We start from the raw sequence: 19,724 nt of genomic DNA on the forward strand, positions 1-19,724 counted from the left end.
GAGAAGCCCTGCCGGGTAACCGGCGGGGCTTTTCTGCGTTTCCGGACCGGTACGGGAAAGGCCCGGATCCGGAGGGACGTCCTGACTCCGACTCCGACTCTGGATCCGGGCCCGGGCCCGGGCCCGGGCCGACGCCGGCCCGGAGTCGGAGCGAAGGCCGGACGGACGCGGGATCAGAGCTGGAGCTTGAATCCCAGGTGCGAGGCGGTGAATCCGAGGCGCTCGTAGAAGCGGTGCGCGTCCGTGCGGCTGGCGTCCGAGGTCAGCTGCACCAGGTCCGCCCGCAGTTCGCGGGAGGTGCCGACGGCCCACTCGATCAGCTGGGTGCCCAGCCCGCTGCCCCGCTCGTCCGCGTGCACCCGGACGGCCTCGATGACGGCCCGGGTCGAGCCCTTCCGGGAGAGTCCGGGAATCAGCGTCAGCTGCAGGGTGCCGACCGTCCGGCCGTCCCGCACGGCGACCACCAGGTGCTGCTGCGGGTCCTCCTCGATCCGGCGGAACGCGGTGCGGTAGGGAGTCAGGTCGTCGGGCGACTCCCGGACGCTGCCCAGCGGGTCGTCCGCCAGCATGGCCACGATGGCGGGCAGGTCGTCGGCGGTGGCACGGCGGATCTGGAGATCGTTCATGGGCTCAGGGTAGGCGGAAGCCCGCACCGTCCCCCCGCCGATGGGCCGACAAGGGCCGGCAGGGGGCGGTAGCGGACGGCGCGGCCCGCCGCCGGTCCAGAACACCGCCGGCCGTCTCCGCGCGCCGTCCCGCCGCGCAGGGCGCGTTCCGTCGCGGCCTTGCGTGTCCCGCCGGTGCCGGCCGCTCGTGACGGGGCCTCACTGGCCGGGCTGTGCACTCCGGATGACGGCGAGCACCGCACCGTGCGGATCGACGATCTGGGCGAGCCGGCCCACGCCGTGGAAGTCCGTGGGCGGGATCCGGACGGTCGCGCCGAGCCGCTCGGCGGTGGCGGCGCGGGCGTCCGGGTCGAGCACCTCGAAGTAGGGCAGCCAGTGCGAGGTGGTGCCGGCCGCGGTCTGTTCCGGGCCCAGCTGCATGATGCCGCCCTGCCCGTCGTCGGTGCCGCCGCCGGCCGGGGTGAGCACGGTGTAGGTCACGTCGCCGAACGGCACGTCCTGCTCCTGCCAGTCGAAGACGGTCCGGTAGAAGGCCTTCCCGGCTTCGGCGTCGGTGCTGTAGCACTCCGTCCAGCACAGCGTCCCCGGGTCGGTGACGGCGTCCAGCCCGATGGTGTCCTGCGGCTGCCAGACGGCGAAGTCGGCGCCGGTCGGGTCGGTGTAGCCGGCCATCCGGCCGTTGGTGAAGACGTCGAAGGGCGCGAAGCGGACCTTGCCGCCGGCCCGCTCCACCAGGGCGGTGGTGCGGTCGGCGTCGGTGGTCCTGAAGTAGACCGTCCAGGCGGAGGTGGCGCCCTCCTCGGTGAGCGGGCCGAGGGCGGCGACCGTCCGGCCGTCCTGCTGGAAGAAGCCGTAGCCGCCGGCGGCCGGGCCGGCGGAGGCGAAGGTCCAGCCGAGCAGGGCGCCGTAGAAGGCGGCGGAGGCGCTGGTGTCGGGGCTGCCGAGGTCGAGCCAGTTGGGGGAGCCGGGCACGTAGTCGGTGGTGAGCATGGTCGGGACTGCTCCTTGCGCGGGCCCGCCGGGGACGGGGACGGATGGGTTCCCCCCTGCGCTCCCCAGCCTTCCACCGGTGCCGGGCGCCCGCAGTGCGGGCACCGCCGGGCGCCCCCGTCCGGTGGTGCCGGGGCCGGTGCCGGACGACGGGGAATGTCCGGGTTGTCGGAGCCGGACGGTACGGTGCGTGGCGGATGGTCACCCGAATCGGCAAGGGGGTCCCGTGGCCACGCAGCAGCAGCCCGTGGTGCCGCGCCAGCTCGCCCAGGTGGAGGGGGTGCTGGAGCGGATCACGTACGCCAACGAGGAGACCGGCTACACGGTCGCCCGGGTGGACACCGGCCGGGGCGGCAACGACCTGCTGACGGTGGTGGGCGCGCTGCTGGGGGCGCAGCCGGGGGAGTCCCTGCGGCTGCACGGGCGGTGGGCCTCGCACCCGCAGTACGGGAAGCAGTTCGTGGTGGAGAACTACACCACGGTGCTGCCGGCCACCGTCCAGGGCATCCAGCGCTATCTCGGGTCGGGGCTGATCAAGGGGATCGGGCCGCGGTTCGCGGAGCGGATCGTGGAGGCCTTCGGGGTGGACACCCTGGAGGTGATCGAGAACGCTCCGGCGCGGTTGATCGAGGTGCCGGGGCTGGGGCCGAAGCGGACCAAGAAGATCGCCGAGGCCTGGGAGGAGCAGAAGGCCATCAAGGAGGTGATGGTCTTCCTGCAGGGGGTGGGGGTCTCGACCTCGCTGGCGGTGCGGATCTTCAAGAAGTACGGGGACGCCTCGATCGGGGTGGTGAAGAACGAGCCGTACCGGCTGGCCTCGGACGTGTGGGGCATCGGCTTCCTGACGGCGGACCGGATCGCGCAGGCGGTGGGCATCCCGCACGACAGCCCGGAGCGGGTGAAGGCGGGGTTGCAGTACGCGCTCTCGCAGAGCAGTGACCAGGGGCACTGCTACCTGCCGGAGGAGCGGTTGATCGCCGACGGGGTGAAGCTGCTGCAGGTCGACGTGGGGCTGGTGATCGACTGTCTGGCCGAGCTGGTCGCGGAGGAGGGGGTGGTCCGGGAGGCGGTGCCGGGGGAGGGCGGGCAGCCGGTGACGGCGGTCTACCTGGTGCCGTTCCACCGGGCCGAGATCTCGCTGTCGAACCAGTTGCTGCGGCTGCTGCGGGCGGATTCCGACCGGATGCCGGGGTTCGCCGGCGTGGACTGGGCGGCGGCGCTGGGCTGGCTGGCGAAGCGGACGGGGGCGGAGCTGGCGCCGGAGCAGGAGCAGTCGGTCCGGCTCGCGCTGACCGAGAAGGTCGCGGTGCTGACCGGGGGGCCGGGCTGCGGGAAGTCCTTCACGGTGAAGTCGATCGTGACGCTGGCGCTGGCGAAGCGGGCGAAGGTGGTGCTGGCGGCGCCGACCGGCCGGGCGGCCAAGCGGTTGTCCGAGCTGACGGGGGTGGAGGCGTCGACCGTGCACCGGTTGCTGGAGCTGCGGCCGGGCGGTGACGCGGCGTACGACCGGGACCGGCCGCTGGAGGCCGACCTGGTGGTGGTGGACGAGGCCTCGATGCTGGATCTGATCCTGGCGAACAAGCTGGTCAAGGCGGTGGCGCCGGGTGCCCACCTGCTGTTCGTGGGGGATGTGGACCAGTTGCCCTCGGTGGGCGCGGGCGAGGTGCTGCGGGACATGCTGGCCGCCGGGAGCCCGGTGCCGTCGGTGCGGCTGACCAGGATCTTCCGGCAGGCGCAGGAGTCCGGGGTGGTGACCAACGCGCACCGGATCAACGAGGGCCTGCCGCCGCGCACGGAGGGGTTGGCGGACTTCTTCCTCTTCGTGGAGGACGACGCCGAGCGGGCGGCCGGGCTGACGGTGGACGTGGTGGCGCGCCGGATCCCGCAGAAGTTCGGGCTGGACCCGCGCCGGGACGTCCAGGTGCTGGCGCCGATGCACCGGGGGCCGGCCGGCGCGGGCAACCTGAACACGCTCCTCCAGGCAGCGGTCACGCCGGGGCGCGAGGGGCTGCCCGAGCGCCGTCTGGGTGGCCGCACGTTCCGGGTGGGCGACAAGGTCACCCAGATCCGGAACAACTACGAGAAGGGGCAGAACGGCGTCTTCAACGGCACGGTCGGGGTGGTGACCGCGATCGCGGTGGACGACCAGCGGCTGACCGTGCTGACGGACGAGGACGAGGAGATCGGGTACGACTTCGACGAGCTGGACGAGCTGGCGCACGCGTACGCGGTGACGATCCATCGTTCGCAGGGCAGCGAGTACCCGGCCGTGGTGATTCCGGTCACCACCTCGGCCTGGACGATGCTCCAGCGAAATCTGCTCTACACGGCGGTGACCAGGGCAAAACAACTCGTTGTACTGGTGGGGTCACGCAAGGCGATCGGACAGGCCGTCCGGACGGTCAGCGCAGGTCGCAGGCACTCCGCACTGGACCACCGGCTGGCCACTGGATGATTCTCCAACAGGATCCTTGCCTCTAGAGTTCTCTTGACGTGAAGAGATTTAGGGCAGAGCCTGGTGTGGTGCCGATCTTGTCCGGTTCATACCGGCTGCGGCGACGGGTTTTGTAGGGGACGGCCCTTTCGGGCCACCCCGGGTGCGCAACTGTCCGCCAGATGGGGGATGGTAGAGACAGTCAGGGCACCTTGGATGAGGATTCATTTCGTCGGTGAGGAAGAGCGTGAGCGAGAACAGTCCAGACGCTGTAGTACTGCGGTACCAGGGCGGCGAGTACGAGTACCCCGTCGTCGCGAGCACTGCGGGCAACGCCGGCTTCGACATCTCGAAGCTGCTCCCGCAGACCGGCCTGGTGACCCTGGACAACGGCTTCGGCAACACCGCCGCCTACAAGTCCGCGATCACCTTCGTGGACGGCGACAACGGCATCCTGCGCTACCGCGGCTACCCGATCGAGCAGCTGGCCGAGAAGGGCAGCTTCATCGAGACCGCGTACCTCCTGATCAACGGCGAGCTGCCGAACGCCGACCAGTTGGCGATCTTCAGCAACGAGATCACCCAGCACACCCTGCTGCACGAGGACGTCAAGCGCTTCTACCAGGGCTTCCCCCGGGACGCGCACCCGATGGCGATGCTCTCCTCGGTGGTCGGCGCCCTGTCGACGTTCTACCAGGACAGCCACAACCCGTTCGACGCCGGCCAGCGCCACCTGTCGACCGTCCGCCTGCTGGCGAAGCTGCCGACCATCGCGGCCTACGCCTACAAGAAGTCGGTCGGCCAGCCGTTCGTCTACCCGCGCAACGACCTCGGCTACGTCGAAAACTTCCTGCGGATGACCTTCGCCGTCCCGGCCGAGGACTACGAGCTCAACCCGGTCGTGGTCAACGCGCTGGACAAGCTGCTGATCCTGCACGCGGACCACGAGCAGAACTGCTCGACCTCCACCGTGCGCCTGGTGGGCTCCAGCCACGCGAACCAGTTCGCCTCGATCTCGGCCGGCATCTCGGCGCTCTGGGGCCCGCTGCACGGCGGCGCCAACCAGGCCGTCCTGGAGATGCTGGAGCAGATCCAGAAGGACGGCGGCGACGTCGACTCCTTCATCCGCAAGGTGAAGAACCGCGAGGACGGCGTGAAGCTCATGGGCTTCGGTCACCGCGTGTACAAGGCCTTCGACCCGCGCGCCGCGCAGGTCAAGATCCTGGCCCACGAGGTGCTCGCCCAGCTCGGGAAGTCCGACGAGCTGCTGGAGATCGCCCTCAAGCTGGAGGAGCACGCGCTCAACGACGACTTCTTCGTCTCGCGCAAGCTCTACCCGAACGTGGACTTCTACACCGGCCTGATCTACCGCGCCATGGGCTTCCCGACCAGCATGTTCACCGTGCTGTTCGCGCTCGGCCGGCTGCCCGGCTGGATCGCCCACTGGCACGAGATGATCAACGACCCGACGAGCCGCATCGGCCGTCCGCGTCAGATCTACACCGGCACCGCGATCCGCGACTACGTCGGTCTCGACGCTCGCTGACCCGCCCGCGGGCAGTCGCAAGGGCCCGGTCGCACCACTCGGAGGAGTGGTGCGACCGGGCCCTCGCGTTGTCCGGTCCTGGGTACGGCGCACGACGTCCGGGGGCGGCCGCGGTCAGGGGCGGCCGCTCAAAGCGCCCCTGGCCCACCGCACCCCGGCGTCGTGCGCGATGACCGCCGAGCAGTCGACGGCCGTCCCGGGGCCCGCCGGAGCCCCGCCGGCGACAGCCCCGGCCGTGCGGGGGCATGGCGGAAGTCCGCCCTGTCGCCGCGCGCCGAAAAACTGCCGCACTACAAAGCTAAGACGTATCAGGGCGCTCAAAGTTACGCCCGGGGGGTGTGAGCTGTCTCTCGCCACGCTCCGTGTGTGCCCGACCGCGGGCTCATACCACATCATCCAGTACGGCCGACGTCACCCTCCCCGCAGTCACGGCGACCCAGCGTGATAGGAATCGTGGCATTCCGGTACGGACCGCCCGCACATCGGCAGCGGAGTGGCCGGGCCGGGGAGGGAGTGCGCAGATGGCCAGGAACGTCGTCGTCACCGGGGGTGGCACGGGCATCGGGTACGAGGTCGCGCGGAGATTCGCCGAGGCGGGCGAACAGGTCATGATCGTCGGACGCCGGCGCGACGTGCTGGAGAAGGCCGCGACCGACCTCGGCCCCCGGGTGACCCCGCTGGTCTGCGACCTCGCCGACCCCGACGCCGTCGAGCACGCGCTCGCCGGACTGCCGGCCCGGATCGACGTCCTGGTCAACAACGCGGGCAGCCGCGAGACCGTGATCGGCGCCGGGCCGCACGCCCTGCTGGCCCGCTGGCGGGGCGACTTCGAGCGCAACGTGCTGACGGTGGTGCTGCTGACCGAGTCCGTCCGGGACCGGCTCACCCAGGGCGCCGGCCGGGTCGTCACGGTCAGCTCGATCGCGGCGCTGCGCGGGGCCGGCTCGTACGGCGCGGCCAAGGCCTCGCTGCACGCCTGGAACAACTTCCTCGCCGCCCAGCTGGGGCCGTCCGGGATCACCGCCAACATCGTCGCGCCCGGGACGGTGGCCGGCACCGAGTTCTTCGGGCCGCGGCTGGACGAGGCCGAGGTGTCGCGCCGGGCCTCCCGCACCCTGCTCGGCCGGATCGGCGAGACCGGCGAGGTGGCGGCCGCCGTCTACTTCCTGGCCTCGCCCGAGGCCGGCTTCATCACCGGCGAGATCCTGCACTGCAACGGCGGGGAACTGCTCGGGCGCTGAGCGCGCCACGGGCCCGTACCGGTCGCCGGTACGGGCCCGCGGGGGGGGGGGGGGCGTCGTGACCGCCGCCCGGGCGCCGGCTCAGGCGGCCTTGAAGCGCCGCAGCCGCAGGCTGTTGCTGACCACGAAGACCGAGGAGAAGGCCATCGCGGCGCCCGCCACCACCGGGTTCAGCAGGCCGGCGGCGGCCAGCGGGATCGCCGCCACGTTGTAGGCGAAGGCCCAGAACAGGTTGCCCTTGATGGTGGCCAGCGTCCGGCGGGAGAGCCGGATCGCGTCCCCGGCGGAGCGCAGGTCGCCCCGGACCAGGGTCAGGTCGGCCGCCTCGATCGCGGCGTCGGTCCCGGTGCCCATCGCCAGGCCCAGGTCCGCCTGGGCCAGCGCGGCCGCGTCGTTGACGCCGTCCCCGATCATCGCCACCGAACGGCCCTCGGCCTGCAGCGCGCGGACGGTGGCGACCTTGTCCTCCGGGAGCACCTCGGCGACCACGTCCGCCGGGTCGATGCCGACCTCGGCCGCGACCGCCTGCGCCACCGCCCGGTTGTCCCCGGTCAGCAGCACCGGGCGCAGGCCCAGCGCGCGCAGCTCGGCGATCGCCTTGGCGCTGGTGGGCTTCACCGTGTCGGCGATCTCCAGCACCGCCCTGGCCTCGCCGTCCCAGCCGACCGCGACCGTCGTCCGGCCGGCCGCCTCGGCCGCCGCCTTGGCCTCGGCCAGGACGGGCGGCAGGTGCTGGGCGGCGTCCGCCAGCAGCGCCTCGCGGCCGGCCAGCACCGCACGGCCCTCGACCACGCCCCTGACTCCCAGGCCGGGCACGTTCTCGAAGTCCCCGACCGGCGGCAGGTCACCCACCCGTTCGGCGGCGGCCGCGGCGACGGCTGCCGCCACCGGGTGCTCGGAGGCGTGCTCCAGCGCGCCGGCCAGCCGCAGGGCCTCCTCCACGGTGACCCCGGGGACGGTGTGGACGGCGACGAGGGCCATCCGGCCGGTGGTCACGGTGCCGGTCTTGTCGAGCACCACGGTGTCCACCCGGCGGGTGGTCTCCAGCACCTCGGGGCCCTTGATCAGGATGCCCAGCTGGGCGCCGCGGCCGGTGCCGACCATCAGCGCGGTGGGCGTGGCCAGCCCGAGGGCGCAGGGGCAGGCGATGATCAGGACGGCCACGGCCGCGGTGAAGGCCTCGGTGGGGCTGTTGCTGACCAGCAGCCAGCCGACCAGGGTTCCGAGCGCGATCAGGATGACGACGGGCACGAAGACCGCCGAGATCCGGTCGGCCAGGCGCTGGGCGGCGGCCTTGCCGTTCTGCGCCTCCTCGACGAGCTTGGCCATCCGGGCCAGCTGGGTGTCGGCGCCGACCCGGGTGGCCTCGACCACCAGACGGCCGCCGGCGTTGACGGTGGCGCCGGTCACCGGGTCGCCGACCGCGACCTCGACCGGGACGGACTCCCCGGTGAGCATCGAGGCGTCCACGGCGGAGGCGCCCTCGGTCACCACGCCGTCGGTGGCGATCTTCTCGCCGGGCCGGACCACGAACCGGGTGCCCACGGTCAGCCGGGCCACCGGCAGCCGCACCTCGCGGCCGCCCTCCAGCACGGCGACCTCCTTGGCGCCCAGGTCGAGCAGCGCGTGCAGGGCGGCGCCGGCACGGCGCTTGGAGCGGGCCTCCAGCCAGCGGCCGAGCAGGATCAGCACGGTGACGGCGGCGGCGGTCTCCAGGTAGAGCGAGGAGGAGGCGTCGCCGCGGGCCACCGTGAGGGAGAACTCGTGCTTCATGCCGGTCATCCCGGCGTGCCCGAGGAAGAGCGCCCAGAGCGACCAGCCGAAGGCGGCCAGGGTGCCGAGCGAGACCAGGGTGTCCATGGTGGCGGCGCCGTGCCGCAGGTTGGTCCAGGCGGCGCGGTGGAACGGCAGCCCGCCGTACACGACGACGGGGCCGGTCAGGGCGAGGGCCAGCCACTGCCAGTTGTCGAACTGCAGGGCCGGGACCATCGAGAGCAGCACCACGGGGACGGTGAGCACGGTGCTGATCAGCAGCCGGTCGCGGGCGGAGGCCCGGTCCGGGTCCGGGGCGGCGGCGCCGGCACCGTCCGGGTCCGCTTCGGCGGCCGGCGGCGGGGCGGGCAGCTCTGCCGTGTAGCCGGTCCGTTCCACGGTGGCGATCAGGTCGGCCACGCTGACCCCGGTGCCGAAGTCGATCCGGGCCCGTTCGGTGGCGAAGTTCACGACGGCTTCGACGCCGTCCATCCGGTTGAGCTTCTTCTCGATCCGGGCCGCGCAGGAGGCGCAGGTCATCCCGCCGATCGAGAGTTCGACGCGCTCGCCCGCGGCCGCCGGGGCGGTGGGGCCGGAGGACCCGGTGCGCGGGGTCCCGGGGGTGGTGGTGCTCATGTCGTCTCCTCCATCTCGGAGAGCGTACGGCGGGGGCGGGCGCCCCGCCCCCGCCGTACCGGGCCTCAGGCCGAGCGGCCGACGAGCTCGTAGCCCGCCTCGTCGACGGCGGCGCGCACCTGGCTGTCCTCCAGCGGGGCCGCCGAGTGGACCGTCACGGTGCCGGCCTTGGCGTCGGCGGCCACCTGCGTCACGCCGGGGAGGGCGGAGACCTCGGAGCTGACCGACTTCTCGCAGTGGCCGCAGCTCATGCCGGTGACGGTGTACGTGATGGTGCTGGACATCGGGACCTCCGAGGGGTGGCTGCCACGGGCTCCTGCCCGTGCTGCTGTCTGCTCACAACACCATACCCCCACCGGGTATTCCGGAAGAGGGGGACTCCTGTGTCGTGGGTCGCATCGGACGAGCGACTCGATTGCCGAGCGTATGCGTCCGGATGCGCTCCGTCCGAATTGCCGCCACGTCCCGGCCCGCCCGGCGTGTCCCGCCCGTGCCGCCCGCCCGGCGGCCCCTGCCGCCCATGGGTCCGGCCGCCGTCGCGTGCGCTCGCCGGGGCGGGCGCGGGGCGCAGGCCTGGATCGTCCGATATGTTCGGATATGTGTTCCGGAATCGTCGAGCTCGGTCGACCGTGGACCTGACGGCCGCCGCGCTCCCGCCGGCCCGACGGCGCAGCGCGCTGCTGGCCGTCGACCTCCTGGACATCCCCTGGTACAAACGCGCGGCGCCGGCCCTGGTGGCGATGGCGCTGGTCGCGCTGGCCGACTTCCTCTCCGGCAAGGACCGCTACCTGGCGCCGCTGATGACGGTCGTGCCCTCGATCGCGGCCCTCACCCTCAGACCGAGGGAGCTGCTGCTGGTCTGTTCCCTCGGACTGCTGATCGTGTTCGGCCTGAGCCACTACGACCAGGTCGACAACGTCAACGACGAGCGCTTCCTGCTCGGCGCGATGGTCAGCTACCTCGTGCTGACCCTGTTCAGCGCCTGGGTGGCCAGGATCAGGATGCGCCGGGCCGCCGCGTACGCCGCCGTGAGCTCGGTCGCCGAGGCGGCCCAGCGCGCCCTGCTGCGACTGCCCGGGCCGACCGTCGGCCCGCTGCGGCTGGCCGTGCGGTACGCCTCCGCCGCCGATGACGCCCGGATCGGTGGCGACCTGTACTCGGTACTGGAGACCCCGCACGGGACCAGGGTGCTGGTCGGCGACGTCCGGGGCAAGGGCCTCGGCGCGGTGCAGACCGCCGCCGTGGTGCTGGGAGCCTTCCGGGAGGCCGCGTACGACGAGAGCCGGCTGCGCGGCGTCGCGGCCCGGATCGAGGCGAGCGTGGAGCGGCACGTGCCGGACGGCGAGTTCACCACCGCGCTGTTCGCCGAGTTCCGAAGACCCGGGGCGGTCGAGCTGCTGCACTTCGGCCACGTCCCGCCCGTCCAGGTGCTGGCGGACGGGACCGTCCGGGTGCTGGAGCACCCCGACCCGTGGGTGCCGCTGGGCCTGGGCCGGCTCGTCCCCGGCGAACCGGACAGCTGGGACCTGCCGTTCGGGCGGGACGACGTGCTGGTGCTCTGCACCGACGGCGTGGTCGAGGCCCGGCGCGACGGCTCGGGGGACTTCTACCCGCTCGCGGAGCGGGCCGGGCCGCTGGTGCACGGTGCGGCGCGCTCGCCGGCCGAGCTGGAGGCGGCGGTCGGGCGGCTGTACGCGGACCTGCTCGCGCACACCGGTGGCGTGCTCGGCGACGACGCGCTGCTGCTGCTGATCAGCCGTGTCGACCCGGCCCCGGGGGCGCTCGCCGGCGAGCCCGCCTGAGCGCGGCCGGCCCCGGGCGGGCCGCTGCCTCGGCGGCCGCCGGCCGGCCGGCGTACGGCGGGCCGGCGGCGGCGCGGGAGTCACCCGGTGACGTCGGCGAGCGTCCGGAACAGCAGCGCGGTGGAGGTGGCGCCCGGGTCCTGGTGGCCGATGCTGCGCGGGCCGAGGTAGGAGGCCCGGCCCTTGCGGGCCTGCAACGGGGTGGTCGCGCGCATCCCCCGTTCGGCCGCCTCGGCCGCGGCCGAGGCGGCGCCCGCCAGGCCCGCGCCGCCGGCGACCGCCCGTTCGAAGGCGGCCAGCGCCGGGGTGTACGCGTCGACCAGGGTCTTGTCGCCCGGTGCGGCGCCGCCGAGCCGGCGTACCGCCGCCAGCCCGGCCGCCAGCGCCCCGGCGAACTCGGCGGGCGTGGCCGGGGAGGGCGGCAGGGCCGCGCCCATCGCCCGGAAGGCACTGCCGTACAGCGGGCCGGAGGCGCCGCCCACCTTGGAGATCAGGGTGCTGCCGGTCCGCCCGAGGACGGCGCCGGCGTCGGCGGGCTGCAGGGCGTCCAGGACGGCGAGCACGGCGGTGAAGCCGCGGTGCAGGTTGCTGCCGTGGTCGCCGTCGCCGATCGCGGAGTCCAGGTCGGTCAGCTCCCGCTGGTGGACGTCGACGGCGGCCGCCAGGGCGCGGATCCAGGCCTCGGCGAGCGGGGCGTCCAGGGCGCGGGCCTCCGGGGTGCTCGGGCCGGTGCCGGCGCCGGCGTGGTCCGGGGTGTCGTGGTCCATCGGTGCCCCTCAGGAACGGTGCAGGGCCGGGGTCGCCACGGGGGCGTCCCAGAGCTCCAGCAGTCCGGCGTCCGCCTTGGTCAGGGTGAGCGAGAAGCCCGCCATGTCCAGGCTGGTGACGAAGTTGCCGACCAGGCTGCGGGCGATGGTCACCCCGTGCTCGGCCAGCCGGGCGGCGACCTCCCCGAAGACGATGTACAGCTCCAGCAGCGGCGTCCCGCCGAGGCCGTTGACCAGCGCGATGACCTCGTCGCCGGCCGCCAGGTCGTGATCGGCGAGCACCGTGTCCACCACCTCCGCGGCCAGCTCACGGGCCGGGCGGAGCTTCTCCCGGCGCCGGCCCGGCTCGCCGTGGATGCCGACGCCCACCTCGATCTCGTCCTCGGGCAGGTCGAAGCCCGGCTTGCCCGCCGCCGGGACGGTCGCGGCGGTGAGCGCCACCGCGAAGGACCGGGAGGCCGCGTTGACCCGCTCGCCGACGGCGGCGACCTCCGCCAGCGGTGCGCCGCGCTCGGCCAGCGCACCGGCGATCTTCTCCACCAGGACGGTGGCACCGGTGCCCCGGCGGCCGGCCGTCCAGGTCGAGTCCCGCACCGCCACGTCGTCGTCCACCAGCACCGTGCGGACCTCGATGCCCTCCTCGGCCGCCAGTTCGGCGGCGAGGCGGAAGTTCATCACGTCGCCGGTGTAGTTCTTCACCACCAGCAGCACGCCCGCACCGCTGTCCACGGCCCGCGCGGCGGTCAGCACCTGGTCCGGCACGGGGGAGGTGAACACCTCGCCGGGGCAGGCCGCGTCGAGCATCCCCGGTCCGACGAAACCGCCGTGCAGCGGCTCGTGCCCGGACCCGCCGCCGGAGACCAGCGCGACCTTGGGCGCGGCCGGGCGGACCGCCCGGGTGATCACCCGGTTCGGAACGTCCACCGCCAGCTCCGGGTGCGCCGCGGCCACCCCGGCCAGCGCGTCCGCCAGGACGCTCTCCGGGCTGTTGATCAGCTTCTTCACGACGCGCTCCCTCGGCCACGGATGCTCCTGCGGCCGACGCTACGCGAGCGCGGCGCGGATGGCCGGGATTGCGGCAGGCGCCGTCGAACTGGCGGCCCGGGTGCGGTCGGTGAGGCGGGAGCGGCCCCGCCGGACCGACCCCGCGTGGCGGCCCCGGCGGGATCCGGCCCGCGGGCCTAGGCTCGGGACATGACCGGACCCGTAGGTGTCGTCCTCGTCTCGCACAGCCCCGCCATGGCCGCCGGCCTGCGCGAACTGCTGGGTGAACTCGGCTCGGGCAGCGTCCCGGTGCAACTCGCGGCGGGCACCGAGGACGGCTCGCTCGGCACCAGCTACGACCTGGTGCTGAGGGCCGTCGCGGCGGCCGACCACGGCTCCGGCGTCGTCGTGCTGCCGGACCTGGGCAGCTCGGTGCTGACCGCCGCCACCGCGCTGGCGGACCACCCCCGGCCGGACGTGGTGCTGGTGGACGCGCCGTTCGTGGAGGGCGCGGTGGCCGCCGTGGTGACCGCCTCCGCCGGGGCGGCGCTGGCCGAGGTGGTCACGGCTGCCCAGGACGCCCGCGGCTTCCGGAAGTTCTGACCCCCGGGGTGCGGGTCGGCCCGTGCAGCCGCGCGCCGGCCCCGCCGGCCGGCGCCCGTCACTTCGCGTCGGCGTAGCAGTCGACCACGGCGGTGGTGAGCGGGAACCGTACCGGGGTGTCGCCGAAGACCAGGGCCCGGGCCTCCTCCGCCGCCTCGGTCACGGCGGCGGCCACCTGGTCGGCGAGATCAGCCGGGGTGTGCACCACCACCTCGTCGTGCTGGAAGAACACCAGGTGGGGACGGTCGCCGGGGGTCGCCGCCAACCCGGCCAGCCGGCGGCGCAGCGCCGCCAGCAGGGCCAGCGCCCAGTCGGCGGCGCTCGCCTGGATGACGAAGTTGCGGGTGAACCGGCCCCGGGCCCGGGCCGAGCGGGCCCCGGCGTCGGCCGCGCCGTCGGCCTCCTCCGCGGCGTCCTGCCAGTCGGCGGAGGGCGGCGGGCAGACCCGGCCCAGCCGGGAGCTGACCACGCCCCCGTCCTCGCCCGTCCGGGCGGCCGCCTCCACGTAGCCCATCGCGGTGGGGAAGCGGCGGCGCAGGGTGGCGAGCAGCGGGCCGATGTCGCCGCTGGTCTGCCCGTACATCGCGCCGAGCAGGCCGAGTTTGGCCTTGTCCCGGTCGCCCTGGAAGGCGGTGGCGGCGAGGGCGGCGTACAGGTCGCCCTCGGCGGCGGAGCGGGCCATGCCGGTGTCCTGGGACAGTGCGGCCAGCACCCGGGGCTCCAGCTGGGCGGCGTCCGCGACGACCAGCAGCCAGCCCGGGTCGGCGACCACCGCGCCGCGCAGGATCCGCGGGATCTGCAGCGCGCCGCCGCCCCGGCTGGCCCAGCGGCCCGACACCACGCCGCCGACCACGTACTCGGGGCGGAACCGGCCGCCCCGGGCCCAGGCGTCCTGCCAGGCCCAGCCGTGCGCGGCGTGGATCCGGGACAGCTCCTTGTACCGGATCAGCAGGGCGGCCGCCGGATGGTCGATCCCGCGCAGCTCCCAGGACCGGGTGGAGCCGAGGTGCACGCCCTGGTCGGCGAAGGCGCGCAGCACCTGGGTGTGCGAGTCGGGGTTGAAGGGGCGGCCGCCGAGGGCCTGCTGCAGTTCGGTGGCGAGGTCGGCGAGCCGCTTGGGCTGGGTGCCGGGGATCTGCGGTCGGGGGCCGAGCAGGTCGGTCAGCAGCCGGTCGTGGACGTCGGAGCGCCAGGGCAGGCCGTCGTGCGCCATCTCGGCGGCGGCCAGCGCGCCGGCCGACTCGGCGGCGACCAGCAGGCGGAAGCGGGCCCGGGCGCCGGCGCCGGTGGTACCGGTCGGCCGGCCCGCGGCGGGAGCCGGGTCGGTGACGGCCTGGATCCGGCGCTGCTGGTCGGCGTGGACGGCGACGACGGCCGCCAGCGGGTCGGTGGCGGGCGGCAGCTGGAGGCGGTCGGGGGCGAACAGGCTGTCCTGGTCGTCGGGGCCGGCGGAGTCGGGCAGGTCGGCCGGGACGGGCAGCCGGTGGAGCCGGGCCCAGGCGGCGCCGAGCGAACGGGGCTGCCCGTAGCGCCCTTCGTGGGACAGCAGCAGCGCCTCGACCAGGCGCAGGTCGTGGCAGCGGGCCAGCCGGTCGGGCAGGTCGGGCAGCAGCGGGGCGTAGGCACTGTCGGCGGTGGCCCAGACCCAGCGCGGGTGCGAGGCCGCCTCGTACCCGGCGACGGCGGCGGCGAGGTCGGCGGCGTGCACGGGGGCGCCGAGGGGGGTGCCGGCGTCGTCCAGCGGCTGGAGGCGGCCGCCGGGGCCGTGCGGGTCGGGGGCCAGGGCGATCCGGGGTGGCACGCGGTCTTCTCTCGGGTGTTCGGGTGGTGTGTTCGACGGTAGCGGTGAGGTCCGACAGCGTGGGGGAGGCGGCACCCGCGGGAGGGGCGTGGCCGGGTCGGGCGCCGGTGGCCGCGAAGGGCTCCGGGGCCTGGACGGACGGACCTGCCCGGCGCCGCCGGCCGCCCCGCGGCGTACGCACCACGCAGGGCCCGCACCGGGGTGCGGGCCCTGCGTGGTGGTGGGGCGGCCGCCGGTCAGCGGTGCTTGCCGGCGAGGAGTTCGTCCAGCGGGACGAGCGTGTCGTCGTCGGCGCCGGTCCGCCGCCACAGCTGGACGCCGTCGGACGGACGCGTCAGGCGGGAGTCCTCCCAGCCGGTGACGATCAGCTCGGCGAGGTGCTGGGCGTTGACGCGGTTGCGGCCCAGGGCGCCGCCGGTGGGGTCGGCGAGGGGCTCGCCCTGGCCGTCGTCGGCGTGCAGGTACCAGCGCTGGTAGGGGCTGTAGCGGCCCTGCTCGTCCGGCGGGCTGAGGTGCTTCGACAGGTGCCAGGTGCGGCCCTCGTGGACGGTGGTGGCGTTCCCGGCGGTGTGGCCGGTCCAGGTCAGGCGGGACTTCCAGGGCACTGCGGGTCTCCTTCGGGGGTGCCGGCCGCGCCGTGGGCCGGGCGGCGCGCGGCGGGCGGCGAGGGGCGGCGGGACGGGGCGGGCGTTCGCCGAACATCCGGGTGGTGGGCCGCCGCTCACGCCCGCGCACCCCCGCTGTCCTGCCCTTCTGCTGCCACGCATCGTAGTCGGCGGCGCATCCGGGGGCCGGTGGCCGACCACCCGCCGGGGAGCGGCCGGGGCGGATCCCCGGCCTCGCCGGACGGGGACCGGCCTCCGCCGGCCGGCTCCGACGAGCCGTCCGCCGGCCGACCGTAGGCAGCGCGAATGCCACCGCGTAGGGTCGGCGAAATGAGCGACAATCCCTTCTTCGAGCCCAGCACCCTGGTCTACGAACTGCCGCCCTTCACCGCGATCCGGGAAGAGCACTACCTGCCCGCCTTCGAACGCGGCATGGCCGACCAGCTCGCCGAGATCGCGGCGATCACGGCCGACCCGCAGGCACCGACCTTCGACAACACCCTGGTCGCGCTTGAGCGTTCCGGCGCCCTGCTGCGCCGGGTGAGCGCGGTCTTCCTCAACCAGAGCTCCTCCGACACCAACGACCTGGTGGACGCCGTGGACGCCGAGATCAGCCCCCGGCTGGCGGCCCACCAGGACGCGATCCACCTGGACGCCGCCCTGTTCGCCCGGATCGAGGCCCTCCACGAGCGTCGCCACGACCTGGGCCTGGACGCCCAGTCGCTGCGGCTGCTGGAGCGTCACCACACCCGCTTCGTCCGGGCCGGCGCCCGCCTCGGCGCGGCCGAGCAGGCCAGGCTGCGCGAGCTGAACTCCGAACTGGCCTCCGCCGCCACCGCGTTCCAGCAGAACGTGGCGGCCGCCACCCGGGCCGGGGCGCTCGTCCTGGACAGCGCCGAGCAGCTCGACGGCCTCTCCGCCGACGCCGTCGCGGCCGCCGCCGAGAACGGCCGGGCGCTCGGCCACGACGGCACGTACGTGCTCAGCCTGAAGAACTTCTCCAACCAGTCCGAACTGGCCCAGCTCACCGACCGATCGGTGCGCGAGCGGCTGCTGGCGGCCTCGCTCGGCCGGGCCGCCGCGACCAACGGCCCGCTGGCGATCCGGATGGCCGGACTGCGCGCGGAGCGGGCCGCCCTGCTCGGCCACCCGAGCCACGCGGCGTACGTGGTCGAGGACGAGACGGCGGGCACCGTCGCGGCCGTCGACGCCCTGCTGGCCCGGCTGGTGCCGCCGGCGGTGGCCAACGCCGAGCGGGAGGCCGCCGAGCTGGCCAAGCTGGCGGCGGCCGACGGGATCGACGAGATCGCCGCGCACGACTGGGCGTTCTACTCGGAGCGGGTGCGCCGGTCCTCGTACCAGGTGGACGCTGCTGTGCTGCGCCCCTACTTCGAGCTGGAGCGGGTGCTGCACGACGGCGTCTTCTTCGCCGCGAACCTGGCCTACGGCCTGACCTTCACCGAGCGGCCGGACCTGGTCGGCCACCACCCCGACGCGCGGGTCTTCGAGGTGTTCGAGGAGGACGGCGGCCCGCTCGGCCTCTTCGTCGGCGACTTCCACGCCCGTGCGTCCAAGCGCGGCGGTGCGTGGATGGACGAACTCGTCTCGCAGTCCACCCTGCTGGGCAAGCGGCCGGTGGTGCTGAACAACCTCAACATCGCCCGCCCGGCCCCGGGCGAGCCGGTCCTGCTGACCTGGGACGAGGTGCGGACGCTCTTCCACGAGTTCGGGCACGCGCTGCACGGGCTCTTCTCGGCCGTCCGGTTCCCGCTCTTCGCGGGCACCGAAGTCCCCCGGGACTTCGTGGAGTTCCCCTCGCAGGTCAACGAGATGTGGATGACCTGGCCGGCCGTGCTGGCGAACTACGCCAAGCACCACGTCACGGGCGAGCCGCTGCCCGCCGACCTGGTGGAGCGGATGACCGCCGCCGAGGGCTTCGGCCAGGGTTTCCGGACGGTCGAGTACCTGGCGGCCGCGCTGCTGGACTGGGCCTGGCACACCGTGCCGGTGGGCCTGGAGATCGCGGACGCCCAGGAGTTCGAGGCGCGGGCGCTGGCCGGAGCCGGCCTGGCGGTGGCCGCCATCCCGCCGCGCTACCGCAGCACCTACTTCAACCACATCTTCGCGAGCGGCTACAGCGCGGGCTACTACGCCTACATCTGGTCCGAGGTGCTGGACGCCGAGACCGTCGAGTGGTTCCGGGGCAACGGCCGCACCGTCCGGGAGAGCGGCGAGGTGTTCCGCGCCGAACTCCTCTCGCGCGGTGGCAGTGTGGACGCGCTGGAGTGCTTCCGCGCGGTGGTCGGGCGCGACCCGCGGACCGAGCCGCTGCTGGTCCGGCGCGGACTGGCCTGAGGCCCCGGCCGAGGTCCGGCCCCGGCCCCGGTGCCGGGGCCGGACCTCAGCGCGGGGTGACGGTGACGGTGACCGGCGTGCCGGGCCGGGCCAGCGGCAGCCGGATCCGCGCGCTGCCGGCCCGGCCCGGACCGGGCTGGTCGATGTCCACCAGGGCGGCGGGCGTGCCGGCCACGGTGACCCGGGCGCCGGCCGGGTAGGCCTCGGCGGGCAGGCTCAGTTCGGTGGGGCCGCCGGTGCGGCCGGTGGTCCAGCCGAGCCGGTAGGTGGCGGTGGCGGCGGTCCAGTCCGAGCTGAGCGGATGCCCGTCGAGCGCGGTCGGCCAGGGCGCGAAGACCGGCTCGTCGCCGGGGGCCGGCCGACCGTCCGGGCCGAGCGCGCAGTAGCCGCCGGCACCCCGGCACCAGTACCACATCGTCCAGCCGGAGGAGATCGTCTCCATCGCGGCGACCTGCCGGCGGACCAGCTCGGCGTTGCCCGGCCGGCGGGCGTCCGGCGGGCCCCATTCGCCGATCAGCACCGGCAGCCGGTGGGCGGCCGGGTAGGCGGTGACGGCGGCGACGTACGCCTCGACGAAGCCGCCGGACGGGTCCCAGTCGGCGCCGGACTCGACGGCGGTGTCGTAGAAGTGCGGGGCGTAGCCGAGCCGCGGCGGGCCCGGCCGGGGGTCGGCGAAGCCGGGCAGTCGGGTGGGGACGCCCTGGCCGACCAGGACGGTGGGTTCGACGAACAGCCAGGCGCGGTCGTCGGCCGCCCGGACGGCCCGGATCAGCCGGCGGTACATCCCGGCCAGCCGGCCGGCTTCGAGCGCGGCGGCGCCGGCCGCCTGGTCGGCGGGATCGGTGGGGTCGCCGGGGATCGGGCCGAACGGCTCGTTGAACAGGTCGTAGCCCAGCAGCGAGCGGTGGCCGCGCAGTTCGCGGGCGATCCGGGTGTAGAAGTCGCTCTGGGCGCGGCGCAGGTCCGGGTCGTCGTAGAGGTGGCGGAAGGCGGCCTGGACGGCGGGCTGGAAGTACCCGGCGAACCAGTCGTCCGGGTCGGGGACGAAGGGCAGGCCGTCGTCCCGGGTGGCCCAGACCGGGATGCCGCGGTCCCCGCCGCCGAACCTGGGCCCGTAGACGTCCTGGTGGAAGTCGATCAGGGCCAGCAGCCCGTACCGGTCGGCCCAGCCGAGGAGTTGGTGCAGCCGGTCGAGCTCGGCCCGGTCGTACCGGCCCGGTCCGGGCTCCAGCCTGGTCCAGGAGACCGCCACCCGCAGCAGGGTGAAGCCGTGCGCGGCCACCGAGCGGACGTCGGCCTCGGTGGTCTCGGCGTACTTGTCGAGGTTGAAGCCGCGCAGCCGCAGTTCGCGCCCCCGGGAGTCGGTGAGGGCGGTGCGGCCGTCCGGCGAGGTGCTGGTGCCGGTGGGGAACTCCGGGCGGTGGCCCCGGGGTTCGGCCGCCGCGGCCGGGGAGCCGGCCAGGGCGGTGGCGAGCAGGAGTGCGGCGGCGGTACGGAGCAGGCGCATGGGGCTACCTCGCTGGGCCGGCGGCGGTTCGGGTGGGGCCCGATGATGCCGGACTGGCATGCACCGCACAAGAGT

General features: G+C 74.5%; 15 protein-coding genes. 6 read left to right on the forward strand and 9 right to left on the reverse strand.

Annotated elements, in window-relative coordinates:
* Positions 1-173: 173 nt before the first annotated feature.
* On the reverse strand, positions 174-626 hold the full coding sequence (locus IE329_RS19640) for a GNAT family N-acetyltransferase (protein ID WP_190212242.1): 453 nt from the start codon (positions 624-626) through the stop codon (positions 174-176).
* Positions 627-824: 198 nt separating this feature from the next.
* On the reverse strand, positions 825-1,616 hold the full coding sequence (locus tag IE329_RS19645) for a VOC family protein (protein ID WP_190212243.1): 792 nt from the start codon (positions 1,614-1,616) through the stop codon (positions 825-827).
* A gap of 226 nt (positions 1,617-1,842) precedes the next feature.
* Here IE329_RS19645 and recD2 point away from each other — a divergent pair, with 226 nt between their 5' ends.
* The 3 genes from recD2 (at position 1,843) to IE329_RS19660 (ending at position 6,837) form a co-directional block, all read left to right on the forward strand.
* Entirely contained in the window at positions 1,843-4,071 is a 2,229-nt protein-coding gene (gene recD2, locus IE329_RS19650; RefSeq protein ID WP_190212244.1) for an SF1B family DNA helicase RecD2, read from the forward strand.
* A gap of 214 nt (positions 4,072-4,285) precedes the next feature.
* Positions 4,286-5,596, forward strand: a complete 1,311-nt coding sequence (locus tag IE329_RS19655) for a citrate synthase (RefSeq protein WP_370882252.1) — start codon at positions 4,286-4,288, stop codon at positions 5,594-5,596.
* Between the two features lie 521 nt (positions 5,597-6,117).
* Entirely contained in the window at positions 6,118-6,837 is a 720-nt protein-coding gene (locus IE329_RS19660) for an SDR family NAD(P)-dependent oxidoreductase (RefSeq protein ID WP_190212245.1), read from the forward strand.
* A gap of 81 nt (positions 6,838-6,918) precedes the next feature.
* Here the strand turns inward: IE329_RS19660 and IE329_RS19665 are convergent, their stop codons facing one another.
* On the reverse strand, positions 6,919-9,225 hold the full coding sequence (locus IE329_RS19665) for a heavy metal translocating P-type ATPase (RefSeq protein ID WP_190212246.1): 2,307 nt from the start codon (positions 9,223-9,225) through the stop codon (positions 6,919-6,921).
* 65 nt (positions 9,226-9,290) lie between these two features.
* Entirely contained in the window at positions 9,291-9,509 is a 219-nt protein-coding gene (locus tag IE329_RS19670) for a heavy-metal-associated domain-containing protein (protein WP_190212247.1), read from the reverse strand.
* Between the two features lie 315 nt (positions 9,510-9,824).
* Here IE329_RS19670 and IE329_RS19675 point away from each other — a divergent pair, with 315 nt between their 5' ends.
* Positions 9,825-11,027 carry a PP2C family protein-serine/threonine phosphatase gene (locus IE329_RS19675; protein ID WP_229927601.1) on the forward strand — a complete coding sequence of 401 codons (1,203 nt, stop codon included), beginning with the start codon at positions 9,825-9,827 and terminating at the stop codon, positions 11,025-11,027.
* An 80-nt stretch (positions 11,028-11,107) separates the two neighbouring features.
* On the opposite strand, the gene dhaL is transcribed toward IE329_RS19675, so the two are convergent.
* Positions 11,108-11,794, reverse strand: coding sequence for a dihydroxyacetone kinase subunit DhaL (dhaL, locus tag IE329_RS19680; RefSeq protein ID WP_190212249.1), 687 nt, complete (start codon positions 11,792-11,794; stop codon positions 11,108-11,110).
* A gap of 9 nt (positions 11,795-11,803) precedes the next feature.
* Complete coding sequence (gene dhaK, locus IE329_RS19685; RefSeq protein ID WP_190212250.1) at positions 11,804-12,799, reverse strand: dihydroxyacetone kinase subunit DhaK; 996 nt, start codon at positions 12,797-12,799, stop codon at positions 11,804-11,806.
* A gap of 189 nt (positions 12,800-12,988) precedes the next feature.
* On the opposite strand from dhaK, the gene dhaM reads away from it, so the two are divergent.
* The gene (gene dhaM / locus IE329_RS19690) at positions 12,989-13,381 is read left to right on the forward strand and encodes a dihydroxyacetone kinase phosphoryl donor subunit DhaM (protein ID WP_190212251.1); all 393 of its coding nucleotides are present in this window, start codon (positions 12,989-12,991) and stop codon (positions 13,379-13,381) included.
* A gap of 58 nt (positions 13,382-13,439) precedes the next feature.
* Here dhaM and IE329_RS19695 read toward each other — a convergent pair whose 3' ends face one another.
* The gene (locus IE329_RS19695) at positions 13,440-15,182 is read right to left on the reverse strand and encodes a bifunctional 3'-5' exonuclease/DNA polymerase (RefSeq protein WP_229927602.1); all 1,743 of its coding nucleotides are present in this window, start codon (positions 15,180-15,182) and stop codon (positions 13,440-13,442) included.
* A gap of 236 nt (positions 15,183-15,418) precedes the next feature.
* Positions 15,419-15,787, reverse strand: coding sequence for a hypothetical protein (locus IE329_RS19700; protein ID WP_190212252.1), 369 nt, complete (start codon positions 15,785-15,787; stop codon positions 15,419-15,421).
* Positions 15,788-16,117: 330 nt separating this feature from the next.
* Between IE329_RS19700 and IE329_RS19705 the strand changes: the two genes are divergently transcribed.
* A complete protein-coding gene (locus tag IE329_RS19705) occupies positions 16,118-18,142 on the forward strand; it encodes a M3 family metallopeptidase (RefSeq protein WP_190212253.1) in 2,025 nt (674 codons plus the stop codon).
* A 46-nt stretch (positions 18,143-18,188) separates the two neighbouring features.
* Here IE329_RS19705 and IE329_RS19710 read toward each other — a convergent pair whose 3' ends face one another.
* Positions 18,189-19,649 carry a cellulase family glycosylhydrolase gene (locus IE329_RS19710; protein WP_190212254.1) on the reverse strand — a complete coding sequence of 487 codons (1,461 nt, stop codon included), beginning with the start codon at positions 19,647-19,649 and terminating at the stop codon, positions 18,189-18,191.
* Positions 19,650-19,724 lie beyond the last annotated feature (75 nt).

The sequence above is a fragment of the Kitasatospora indigofera genome (genome assembly GCF_014655955.1).
Lineage (GTDB): Bacteria > Actinomycetota > Actinomycetes > Streptomycetales > Streptomycetaceae > Kitasatospora > Kitasatospora indigofera.

Coding starts and splice junctions, on each gene's coding strand:
- IE329_RS19660 (WP_190212245.1), top strand. CDS start 6,118: ATGGCCAGGAACGTCGTCGTCACCGGGGGTGGCACGGGCATCGGGTAC.
- IE329_RS19665 (WP_190212246.1), bottom strand. CDS start 9,225: ATGAGCACCACCACCCCCGGGACCCCGCGCACCGGGTCCTCCGGCCCC.
- IE329_RS19710 (WP_190212254.1), bottom strand. CDS start 19,649: ATGCGCCTGCTCCGTACCGCCGCCGCACTCCTGCTCGCCACCGCCCTG.
- IE329_RS19705 (WP_190212253.1), top strand. CDS start 16,118: ATGAGCGACAATCCCTTCTTCGAGCCCAGCACCCTGGTCTACGAACTG.
- IE329_RS19645 (WP_190212243.1), bottom strand. CDS start 1,616: ATGCTCACCACCGACTACGTGCCCGGCTCCCCCAACTGGCTCGACCTC.
- dhaL (WP_190212249.1), bottom strand. CDS start 11,794: ATGGACCACGACACCCCGGACCACGCCGGCGCCGGCACCGGCCCGAGC.
- dhaM (WP_190212251.1), top strand. CDS start 12,989: ATGACCGGACCCGTAGGTGTCGTCCTCGTCTCGCACAGCCCCGCCATG.
- IE329_RS19640 (WP_190212242.1), bottom strand. CDS start 626: ATGAACGATCTCCAGATCCGCCGTGCCACCGCCGACGACCTGCCCGCC.
- IE329_RS19670 (WP_190212247.1), bottom strand. CDS start 9,509: ATGTCCAGCACCATCACGTACACCGTCACCGGCATGAGCTGCGGCCAC.